We start from the raw sequence: 11,063 nt of genomic DNA on the forward strand, positions 1-11,063 counted from the left end.
CCCATGCCAACTGCTTTCAGCTCTCCATCGGCCTTGCGTGCAATGCTGGCGATCCTGACCGGGATCGCCAGCATCACCGCTTTGTACCTGGCCCGGTCCATCGTCGCTCCGATCACATTCGCTTTGGTTTTGGGGGTCGTGGTCGCCCCGCTTGCCGACAAGCTTGAGAAGGTCGGTTGCCCGCGTGTGATATCCGCCTCGGCACTGCTGTTCGTGACCAGCACCGTCATTGTCGCGGCGTTCCTTCTGCTTGAACCGTTGCTGTCCACGCTGGTCGAACAGTTGCCCGCCATCAAACGCGAGTTGCGCTCTTGGGTCGCCGCGATGTCCGAGTTCATTCGGGGCATCGAAACGCTTGGACGCGAGATCGAGGAAACCGTCGGCGCCGATGGGGCAGCGGAAACGGAGTCCGCCCTTCCGTCAGTGATGGATGCCTTGTGGCTGGCGCCCAATTTCGGATCAAAGATCCTGATTTTCATCGGCACGCTGTTCTTTTTCGTTTTGACCCGGCCCGAGCTCTATGCCGCAGCCGGTCCCCTGAAAGAGCGGCTGTATCTGGCTGACCGCGCGGTCTATCGCTATTTCGCTGCCGTGACGTTGGTCAATATCGGCCTTGGGACTGTTACGGCTGTGGCCTTGGGGCTGATCGGCATCAATGACGCCGTAATCTGGGGGGTGGCCGCCGGCCTTCTGAATTTTGTGCTGTATCTCGGCCCGCTGATGATCCTGACCGGCCTTCTGATCGCCGGTTTAACCCAGTTCGGTGGAGCCGCGGCCCTGTTGCCTCCCCTGGTTTTCCTGGCAATCAATCTTTCTGAAGCACAATTCGTAACACCCGCCTTCGTCGGCCAACGTCTGCAGGTGAATCCGCTGGTCGTGTTCATCGCCATCATCTTTGGGCTTTGGCTTTGGGGGCCGGTCGGCGCCATCGTCGCGCTGCCGATCTTGCTGTGGTTCGGCGTGTTGATGAACCCCAAGGTCATGAGCCCGATCACAACCAGCTAGACGATGTTTTCAGTTACCCCGGGCAGCGGTTGCCGCATGTCGCGCGCAACGTCGGCGTCATGCGGGACGAGGAAGCCGCTGCGCGCTTCGGGGCGCCGCACACCGTTGGCCTGAACCTCTCGCCCCCACCACGCGAACATGGCATCGGGCTCGATCTGTTTGCTCAGATCATCCGAGAACCACCAATGGTCCACCAAGGCTTGCCGCAGAACCGCCACCCGCTGCCGGTCGGTGACCCGAAGGGCGACTTCTGTGTCCCACCGCAAAGACCGTCCGTTCAGGTTGGCGGACCCGACCAAGGCATGATTGTCATCCACCACCAGAACTTTGTTGTGAACGTGAATTATCGGAGACCCGCTCAGAACCTCGGCGCGGTCATCGGCCCCGCTTGCGGAAATCGGCTGGACCGGGGTCGAAAGCGATGCACGGTCTTGGAACCCCTGCTGGATGATCTCCAGGCATTTGGCTTGAAGGTCCAACCCGAATTGCGCGTCCAGTCCGTCATGCCCGCCAAAGGCCACTTCCTCGGGTAAAGCTGGCAGAACAAGCACCAGTTTCAGGTCCTGCTTGTTAAGGCCCGCCTCAGCCAGAGCCTCGGCCAATCGAGTCGATCTGAAATACTGGGTCTCGATGTGCAGAAGTTGCCGCGCGGCTTGAAAGGCGGCTATGTGCTCATCCTCGATCTCATGCGCGATGGTCTTTGGCGACAGCCGCCAGAACGCAAACCGGCTCGGGCTGGACAGGGTGCGGCGCAGGTGGGTTGCCTGAGGGTCCGGTTGTCCGGTTGCGATTTCATGTTCGAACCGGTCGATATGGCGCGCGGCCTCGGCGGCCTCGGGTCCGCGGACAAGCAACTGAACGTCTGACCAGGTGTTTTTGGCCAGACGATCGTGATCCGGTGTGTCAAAGCGCCTTTCGTTCAAGTCCAATCCGCCGAGGTAGCAGATCTCATTGTCGATCACGGCGACTTTCTGATGGTGCGACACGGTGTGAAGCCGGGGTAACGTGTCCGACCCCAGCCGAACTGCCTGCCGTTCGCGTCGTTCGCGGGACAGCTTCTGAATCCGCTGCGCCTTTTTCCGAAGAACCGCCGGCAACAGCGCGGCCCACGGCAATGCGCCAGCCTGCGCCGGGTGCATGGACACGCGAACGGTCAAGCGCGAGGCGATTTCTGGACCCAGGATTTCCGCCAGCGCAACCGCCTGCCGTTTCGTGCGCCAGCTCAGCTCGTGCAACTCGGTCGCGAAGATCGGATCGAAATCGCTGATGACCAAATGAAACGTTACACCCTTGCGAATGACATGCTCGATCAGGTCAAACCAGGTTTCCCCAATCTGGCGCGCCTCGTCGCTGCGCAGCCGTGTCATGAAATCGAATATCCGAAAACTTGCCTTGATCTGGTGCCGGGCCTCAAGAACCGCTTTTTCCAAGGCGGGCCAGGCTTGCTCGGCCGTGATCAGGACCTCAAAGTCATTCTGCTGCGGCACGGGCATCACCGCCTCTCTCATCCGCAATGGACTGTGGTTCGCTATCCGCTTCTACTTCGGAGATTTCGAACGTCACCTCATACACATAAAGCGATGACGTCTCGGTTATGTCTTCGGAACCGTCCAATTGGCGGAGGAAGGCCTGCATCAGCCGCTGACCGATCCCGCCGCTATGGAACATATCCGCACCGTCGTCCGACTGCCCGCGCGTGTTGGAGATTTTCAGGTGCAGGGTGTTCTCCTCGGGTCGGGTCAATTCCACCGAAATTGTCGGCGGTCCGTTCTGCGGAACGCCTACGTATTTGACCGCGTTCGTCAGTGCCTCGGCCACCAGCATCGACAGCGTGACTGCCTGATCCTGCCCCAGTTCGACAGGCGCGATCCGGCAGTCAACCTCGACCACCTGACCCAGAATTGGCGGTCGATGCGCCAGTTCGGCGACCAAATGTCCGATCAGTGCCTCGGTGTTGATCGTCGTCATCTGCGAGTTCTGGTTCAAGCTCTGGTGCACCATGGCCAGGCCGCGAACCCGACGCTGCAACTGTTCCAGCAAGCGCCGGGCCTCGGTGGTTTCGGCCTTGCGCAAATGCATGTTCATGATCGAAGCGATCAGTTGAAGATTGTTTTTGACGCGATGGTGTACCTCGCGCAACAAGAGCGTTTTTTCGACAAGGTCGCGTTCGTGCTGCGCCTCAGCCTCGCGGATCAACAAGACCATGCGGTTGAATGCAGTCTGTATTTGCTGAAACTCCTGCGGGGCGCCTGCGAGGCTTTCAATCGGGTCGCGCTCGCCCAACGCGAAACGACGCACGGCCGAACGCAAGCTGTCGAGATGCCGGATCACCAATCGATGCAGGCCCCACAAGGCAACTCCCAGACCGGTCACCCACATCAGGATCGGAAAAGCAATGGTCAGGGCAGTGCTGCCTGCACCGACAGAGGCCAGCGCCGCCTCGCGTGGCCAACTGCCAATCACGGCGACTTCGCCCGGAATGATGCTGGCAACTGCAAAAACCCGATCCTCTCCGTCGGCCGTTTTAGCCGAAAATGTTTTGCCGGAACTGGACAGAACCAACAGGTTTTCTTTCGCGGGCGGTAGGAATGGTTTGACCTCATCCAAGCCCACATTTGATGACAGCACTTCTCCGGTCGCGTCGAACAGGGCGATGACCACGTCACTACCAATGTTGCCAACATCCATGGGCGTGCGCGCCAGCGCATGAGGTATCGAGATGGAGACGAACCCCATAAGCTCGGTCCTGTTCATGACCGGCTGGGTTACGATGATCACTGATTGCCCTGTCGCCGCCCCGGCACGACTGACAGAAAAAGTAAGCTGCGGATTTTCCGAGATCTGCCCGAAACCGGGCGCGTCCGACAAATCGATGTCCTTCTCGACGGTCGAGCAGGCCATAATCCCATTTGGCTGGATGAATCCGGCAAATACGAACTCGGGCTGGCGTTCAACGAACCGGCGCATGAGGTCCGAACAAGCAGCATTGTCCAGGCTTCCCTCCGCAAGCGCGGCTGTAAGTCCCGAACTGGCACCAACAGCTTTCTGCAGAAGCTCCCGTTCGCGGGTGGCAGCTTCGATCGTGCGCGCCAAAACCGAGGCCCGAGATCTTTCGTCGGCCTCGGTAATCACAGCGCGTGTCTGCAATACCGCAATCAGCCCCAAAGGCAAAAGCGCCAGGGTGACCAGCGCGGCAAGATAGACGGTCAGGCTGCGCGGTTTCGCACCCATCGATGGTCAGGCCGCCGGTTGCGTCTGAACGATCGCCGCCGTCACCGCATCAGTCAATTCGATGGGTTCGTCATCTTCCAAACCCATCAGTTCGGCCAGTTGCGCGCGGGCCCGGTTCACCCGGCTTTTGATCGTTCCAAGGGCGACGCCACACATCTCGGCAGCTTCCTCATAGGAAAACCCTTGTGCACCGACCAGCACCAACGCTTCGCGCTGTTCATCCGTCAGTTGGTCAAATGCAACCGCAAAATCCTTCAACGCCAGCCGTCCGTCATGGTCGGGCTTTTGCGACAGGCTCTCGGCCATGGCGCCATCCACATCCTCGACTTCGCGCTTGCGCTTGCGGTGCAACGAAAAATAGGTGTTCCGGACGATGGTGAACAACCACGCCCGCATGTTGGTGCCTTCCTGGAACGAGTCGATATTGCTCCATGCCTTGATCAATGCGTCCTGCACGATGTCATCGGCAGTGGCCCCGTTTCGGCACAGGCTGATCGCAAAGGCACGCATCGCACCAATATGTTCGACAAGCTCTTCTCGCGGATCAACCATCCGAGCCTCCCGTGTCACCGCTTTTGGGAACACTGGTCTGATTGCGAAGTTTTTCAAGAAGATCGACGAATCGATCCGGAACCGGTTCGTTGGCTACCTCATCGAAAGCCCGCTTGAGGTTCTCGTCGATCCTTTGCTCTATTTCTTGCCGATGGCTTCGGCTTGGCTGTGGTTTTGTCATGGCATCATCAAAAATTTTTACTTTTGCTGGAACCATAACGCCCCAGTATGCGTTTGGTTCCCGAGTTTAGAGAAAAAAATGAGGAAATCATAGATGACCGAGCTGACCGGAGTTTCCGTCGCAGATAAAATTGGCCCGCTCTTGCCGTTTCTGCGCCGTTATGCCCGTGCCCTCACCGGCTCACAGGACAGTGGCGACGCCTACGCCGCTGCATCGCTTGAAGCGATCCTTGCAGATCCCGCCCAGTTCGATGCCGATCTCGCGCCGCGGGTCGCGCTGTTTCGTGTTTTTCACGGTATCTGGTCAACGTCGGGAATGCCCGTTGACGCCGATGGCGGCAGTTCTGACATTCAATCGCGCGCTCACGCCCAGTTGGCACGCCTGACGCCCAATACGCGCGAGGCCTTGCTGCTGCGCACGGTCGAAGAGTTCTCGGTCAGCGATATCGCCGCAATCATGCAGATAGAACCCGCCGAGGCTCAGAAGCTGATCGATATCGCCTACGAGGAAATGGCCCGCCACACTTCTGGGCGCATTTTGATCATCGAAGATGAAGCAATCATCGCGATGGATCTTGAAACGATGGTGACCGACCTGGGCCACCGGGTCACAGGGGTCGCACGCACCGAGACGGCCGCCATTGACTTGGCCGAGCGCGAGCCGTTCGACCTGATCCTGTCGGACATTCAACTGGCGGACAAGTCCAGCGGAATCGATGCCGTGAACCGCATCATTGCCCAGCACGGCGATTGCCCCGTCATTTTCATCACCGCCTTCCCCGAGCGCCTACTGACGGGCAAAGGGCCCGAACCGGCCTTTTTGATTTCCAAACCCTACACCGAAGAACAGGTCAAATCGGCCGTCAGCCAGGCCATGTTCTTTGCCTCTAGCGCCGTGATCGAGGTCTGACGCGGCAGGACCGCGCTGCAAGAAAAAAACTCAGGCGATGAAACACGAGGAACACCATGGAAAACGAGATTGCACAGACCGCAGAGACCGTGACGAACACCGTTTGGGCCAAACTGTCACAAGTTCTGAATACCGAGCTGTATGACGGGAAATCGCTGAGCGACCTGCTGACGCTCGAGGCCCTTCTTGGCCTCGTCGCGAACGCGATCGCGGCGCTGATTCTATTGGTTCTTGGGATTGTGATTTCAAGATATGTCGGCCGGAAGATCCGGGGCGTCGGTGAAAACTCGGAACGTCTGGACGACACGCTTTTCAACTTTCTTGGCAATCTGGCGCGCTATACGATCCTGGCGTTTACGGGGCTGTTCATTCTGAATACGTTTGGGGTGCAGACGACGTCGATCATCGCGCTGATCGGTGCCGCGGGTTTGGCCATTGGTCTTGCCCTGCAAGGCACATTGTCCAACGTTGCAGCCGGCGTGATGATCATCCTGTTCCGACCGCTCAAGATCGGCGATTTCGTTGACGTGAATGGCGTGCTCGGAACCGTAAAAGATATCACCCTGAACTACACCGAAATTGCGGATATGGGGAACGTCAAGGTTATCGTTCCCAACGCCGAGGTGTGGGGAAACACCATCAAGAACTATTCCGTCTACGAGACCCGTCGTGCCGAGTGGACGTTCGGCGTTGGATACGGCGTCAACTTGGCGGAGGCCGAGCGCGTCATTCGCGAGACGATCATGTCGGACGCCCGTTCGCTGGCTGATCCCGAACCGTTCATCCAGGTGAACAATCTTGGCAGCAGCAGCGTCGATTTTCTTGTCCGCGTGTGGTGCAAGTCTTCGGACTACTTCCAATACCAGGCGGACATGAAGCGCAAAGTCAAAGAGGCGCTGGACGAAGCCGATATCAATATTCCGTTCCCAACCCGCACGCTGCTGATCGAAGACGTCGAGAGACGGCAAGAGAAGGCGATCGCGGCAGAATAACCTTGACTGTTGAACCTGGGGTCTGAAGCCAGAGCTCATCGGACAGATGTAGCGTTTTGAGCAATTGAGATGCGGTCATCGGCTGGGACGCTGCAATGATTGCAGCGACTTAAACAACAAAATGGGATGGCCATGAACTTACTATGTGAGACTGGATGTATCTGGTGAAAAAACTGCTACTTGCGTGATCGACGAGACCAGGGTCGTTGAGAAGGAACTCTCGTCGCAAAGCCTGTCAATGAGCATTCAATACTGACCGGGTTTTGGAGCGCGCCCCTTTTTGCTCCGAAATTGAAACAGGCCGCTACAGTCATATCCGATTTCCTGGAAAGTTGAGAGGCAGAGCCTGCAGTAGAGCCGCAATGTGGCTTGCTGCAGGCAATCAAACGGGCCGTTTTGCAACTTTTTTGCGCAACGACCGCCAGGTGCCGGATACTCCGCAAAATCGCTGCTTTGGCTGTCCTTGGCAGCATGCGCAGCGAATGGCAGCGAGAATCACAGGTTCTTGGGTCGTGCAGCGAGCGGCGATTTGGGTCTGGCCCAGTTGTGTTTCAACGCCAACACGTCACGACAGCCGATAGAAAGACCGTGAGACATCGGTCTTGTCGGGTTTCAACGCGCTGCCAGTCTTTTTGTCTGCCGAACGTTTTCGCGCGGCACGGATCGCCGCATATCGGATTTCACACGCGACTTGCGCTTTTTGCGGCCCGGGATACTGGCGCATATCCCGTTGCCTATCAACGCGCCTGTAAACCAGAGACAGGCAAATTCTTTGGCCGAATTGTCCAGCGCAATTTTGGGGATTGCCGCCAAATGGTCACTGCACCCTATGGAAGGTGAGGTCGTTGCCTAGCCGGAGCCCAAAATCGCTTCAATCTTTGACAGGGTTGCGGAGTTCACTGCGACACCCGCTTCGCTTGACGAAAGCCGGCTCTTGCGGCGGCCATCGCCGGGCAGATGCGCGCCGTCCTGAGCTCTGATCGACTCAACCAGAGTTGCCATGGCATTTGAAAACAAACCTGCAGAGGACGCCACGGGATCAATCGCAATGAAGAACTGCCCTGTCTTCGGGGGGCCACCGGCCGTTCCGGAAAAAGGCGATGCGTTCAACCCAAGTGTCGATCCGGTAAGGGCAGCGGCCATGACTTCGGTCAGCAAAGCAACACCCACGCCCTTGTAGCCGCCCGAGGGGGCCATGCTGCCTTTCAAACCAACGTCAGGGTCGGTTGTCGGGTTGCCGTCAGCGTCCAGCGCCCATCCGACAGGAATGGCCTTGCCTTCTCTTGCATGCTTCATCACTTCGCTTTTGGCGATGGTGCTGGCGCTTTGATCTATCAGCAGCGCGGGTTGACCATCCGTACCCGGTGCAGCGATCGAGAACGGATTGGTCCCAACAACAGGTTTCGATCCGCCCGAGGGTGCGATGGATGCTGGCGCATTGGTGAACCCCAATCCGACCAGCCCTGCCTGGGCCAGCCGATACGTGTGATAGCCCAGCACACCGCAATTGTAGCTGTTTGTAATCGCCAATGCGGCGATGCCCTGTTCCCGTGCCGCAGGGATCAGCGCCTCGAAACCCAGATCGATGGCCGAATGTGCAAACCCGGTTTTGGCATCGACGCGGATGAGGCCCGGACGCGGGGTTTCAAGGGCCGGTTTTGCGTGACCGTTCACCTTGCCGCATTGAACATGCTCGCAATAGATCGGGATATACGCCAGCCCATGGCTGGCCACGCCGTCCGCTTCGGTCGCGGCTGTGGCAACAGCCAGAGGGCGCGCGTTTTCTTCGCTTGTGCCGGCGGCAACCAGCGCATTGAATGACAGCTCTTCGATTTCGGCAAGCGAGAGGGTTCTGGTTTCGGTCATCGGGTGGTCCTTCAATCGTTGTCTGACAAGCCTGCACCAGCGCCAAGCAGCCGGGATTCTTCAGTTGCGGGGGCATAGGTGCGATGCGCCACAGTGTTGAGGAATTGCCACGCCCCCGGATCCGGGTCAGCGCGGCTGTGCAAGGAACGGGTGGGTCTGATGTTGCCGGCTTCGGTTATCCCGACGCGGTTTGCCCTCTCCATTCCAAAATCTTCACAGCTGAGATGAACACCATCAGTGGTCGCGGAAACCCCGTCCAAAGTGATTTCCACAGTCGATTTCCGCTTTTTCGCCATGGTGGCGACAAAGGGCAGCAACAGAAGAGGTGCGGCAACATTGGAAATCAGAACTTTGCCTTGCGACAGGGCGTCCGGGCAATCTGATAGCGCCGATCCGGTCATAAGGGGGCACAGATCCCGGGCGCCGGCCCACATGCCGTCCCGGGCCTCTGGGATGTGATGTTCCAGGTGCGGCGCAAATTCTAGCTCAAGCAACTGGGACAGGATCGCAGGCCCGTCAAACCCCTGGACGCAAAGCCATCGGGTTGCTTTCGCGGCCTCCTCCGCCACACCCCAGGCATATCCAGCCCCACGGGTTGCGCGTTTGGCGGTGGCTTCCACTTCGTTCAACGAGAAGGTCATTGCACAACCTCCGGATAAACCCAAAGATCGGCGTTCGCGGTGTTCAGCTCTTCCGGGTAGGGCGCGCCCGCATACATGCAGATACGCACCCACCGATCCGAACGCGGGTCGAAATGCGTCGCCCCAAAGAAGGACAGTTTGGCGCGCAGCATATCAATGGGCATCACCTGCGCGCTGATCGTGTTGTCTCGAATTTCACCGTAGGGAGCGATACGGCTGATTTGCGCGCGGCGCACGCTGTGGCGGTGTTCCGGATGGCGCAACAGAAACTCTGCTATCGGAGCGTCATCAGGCCAGTTCTGCAACGCTTCGAAAGCCAAGGTTGCATCCCGCGCCGGTGCAAGAGGTTGTTCATAATCCGAGATCGGCTCCTCGAACCGCTCGCCCAGCCGGGGTTCCAGCTTTTCTTCGGATACGTACCAGGCCCGCGCGCAGTTTTCGGCGGCGGCCCAATCAAGGTTCAAAGCCCAGTCAAAACTGTTCCGGATCAAAGCGCGCACCGCTGATACCGGCATGGTCCCATCAATCACCTGTGCAGAGGCGTCGGTGTCTGCCATGCAGCTAGCAAGCCCGTCAACAAGCGCGCCATAAGGTTCAAGGATCAAAGAGGCCAGCAGCTCCTGACCTTCTTCGGTCAGCGCGGCTTCGGACCAAAGGATCAGTCGGTTCCAGGGGTGATCCTGTGTCAGATCATCCTTGGCCAGGTATTTCTCGATTTCTTGCAGATCCGAATTCAGCGCCGCCAGCTTTTCCATCTGCACCGGGTGTTCAGATCGCCACCAGGCGATTGACTGTTTGCAGCGTGCAAAGACATCGCAAAAGACACGTGCTTCATCTTCCGAAGCCGCATCAATGGACCGAACGCGCGAGATCGCCTCCTCGCGCACCATGATCCAGTTGTTGAACAGCACCGGGTGATTGACGATGAACGGCGCCATGCCCAGGCCGGTCGAATTCCCGATGCCCAGCCAGCGCGCGATGTCCGGATCAAGCTCTGCGGTCTGGTCTTGGCCTTTGACCCGCGCCATGTGCTGCACCAGATCGCGCACAAAGGCGCGGGTCAGATAGACCGACAGCATCTCGATCTGGAACGGACCGCTGACTTCGGCCCGGCCGGCTGTCTTTTCGCGGTCCGCCGCGCCGAATTTGCCCGAACCATAAACGGCCGTGGTCCGCATCAGATAGCCGACCTTGTAGATCTGTTCGAGGTCGGGTTGCCGCCCCGCAGCAAGCTGATCCACCACATGAGCCCAAAGCCGCACGGAACGGTTCGCCCGCGACAGGGACAGTTCGGCTTCGCTGACGCGTCCGGCTTCTTGCAACGGAACATTCTGCGACAGACGGTCGATATCCTCTGACGTTGGAATGCCGTCAAACAAGGTAAAGGTGGCATCCCAGGCCTCAGCAATCACCCGGTCCGATCGTTGATCGGGTGGCAGGTCATGGGCAAAAGCGACCAGCGAATAAGCCCGATCGGGGCCTTGCGCAGTATAGACCGCATGGCCCACACCCTTGTTGTCAATTTCGAACGCGGGGCGCGAAAAGCTCCAGTTTTCCTCGGCCATGCGACGCGTCAGCTGCCGCATAAAGCTGAGCCGACATTGGTGCAACGATCCCAAACGTGACAGCCGCATGACCGTGGATGGGTCACGTCTGGCGATCTCTGTCTGCGCGTGTGGTTCCATT

General features: G+C 58.6%; 10 protein-coding genes. 3 read left to right on the forward strand and 7 right to left on the reverse strand.

All coding sequences use genetic code 11. From position 1 onward, the window contains the following. Positions 1–3 precede the first annotated feature (3 nt). On the forward strand, positions 4–1,005 hold the full coding sequence (locus GS611_RS10855) for an AI-2E family transporter (RefSeq protein WP_171635518.1): 1,002 nt from the start codon (positions 4–6) through the stop codon (positions 1,003–1,005). On the opposite strand, the gene GS611_RS10860 is transcribed toward GS611_RS10855, so the two are convergent. From GS611_RS10860 to GS611_RS10875, 4 genes are read right to left on the reverse strand one after another with little or no spacing between them, the layout of a single operon-like run. Then, complete coding sequence (locus GS611_RS10860) at positions 1,002–2,498, reverse strand: phospholipase D family protein (RefSeq protein WP_171635520.1); 1,497 nt, start codon at positions 2,496–2,498, stop codon at positions 1,002–1,004. The two genes, GS611_RS10855 and GS611_RS10860, sit on opposite strands and share 4 nt — an antisense overlap. Then, positions 2,476–4,236 (reverse strand): sensor histidine kinase, encoded by a 1,761-nt coding sequence (locus GS611_RS10865; RefSeq protein ID WP_171635522.1) that lies wholly within the window; start codon positions 4,234–4,236, stop codon positions 2,476–2,478. Before GS611_RS10865 ends, GS611_RS10860 begins: the two co-directional genes overlap by 23 nt. A gap of 6 nt (positions 4,237–4,242) precedes the next feature. Continuing rightward, on the reverse strand, positions 4,243–4,788 hold the full coding sequence (locus GS611_RS10870) for an RNA polymerase sigma factor (protein ID WP_171635524.1): 546 nt from the start codon (positions 4,786–4,788) through the stop codon (positions 4,243–4,245). Further along, complete coding sequence (locus GS611_RS10875) at positions 4,781–5,005, reverse strand: NepR family anti-sigma factor (RefSeq protein WP_245218085.1); 225 nt, start codon at positions 5,003–5,005, stop codon at positions 4,781–4,783. The genes GS611_RS10870 and GS611_RS10875 overlap by 8 nt, the downstream gene beginning before the upstream one ends. A gap of 57 nt (positions 5,006–5,062) precedes the next feature. Here GS611_RS10875 and GS611_RS10880 point away from each other — a divergent pair, with 57 nt between their 5' ends. Beyond that, the gene (locus GS611_RS10880) at positions 5,063–5,878 is read left to right on the forward strand and encodes a response regulator (protein ID WP_171635526.1); all 816 of its coding nucleotides are present in this window, start codon (positions 5,063–5,065) and stop codon (positions 5,876–5,878) included. 56 nt (positions 5,879–5,934) lie between these two features. Continuing rightward, entirely contained in the window at positions 5,935–6,870 is a 936-nt protein-coding gene (locus GS611_RS10885) for a mechanosensitive ion channel family protein (protein ID WP_171635528.1), read from the forward strand. Between the two features lie 849 nt (positions 6,871–7,719). On the opposite strand, the gene GS611_RS10890 is transcribed toward GS611_RS10885, so the two are convergent. From GS611_RS10890 to GS611_RS10900, 3 genes are read right to left on the reverse strand one after another with little or no spacing between them, the layout of a single operon-like run. Next, complete coding sequence (locus GS611_RS10890) at positions 7,720–8,736, reverse strand: Ldh family oxidoreductase (protein ID WP_171635530.1); 1,017 nt, start codon at positions 8,734–8,736, stop codon at positions 7,720–7,722. Positions 8,737–8,747: 11 nt separating this feature from the next. Further along, positions 8,748–9,377 carry a DUF3726 domain-containing protein gene (locus GS611_RS10895; RefSeq protein ID WP_171635532.1) on the reverse strand — a complete coding sequence of 210 codons (630 nt, stop codon included), beginning with the start codon at positions 9,375–9,377 and terminating at the stop codon, positions 8,748–8,750. Continuing rightward, positions 9,374–11,062, reverse strand: a complete 1,689-nt coding sequence (locus tag GS611_RS10900) for a hypothetical protein (RefSeq protein WP_171635534.1) — start codon at positions 11,060–11,062, stop codon at positions 9,374–9,376. Before GS611_RS10900 ends, GS611_RS10895 begins: the two co-directional genes overlap by 4 nt. Position 11,063: the final 1 nt, after the last annotated feature.

Source organism: Ruegeria sp. HKCCD6119, from assembly GCF_013110585.1.
Classification (GTDB): domain Bacteria; phylum Pseudomonadota; class Alphaproteobacteria; order Rhodobacterales; family Rhodobacteraceae; genus Ruegeria.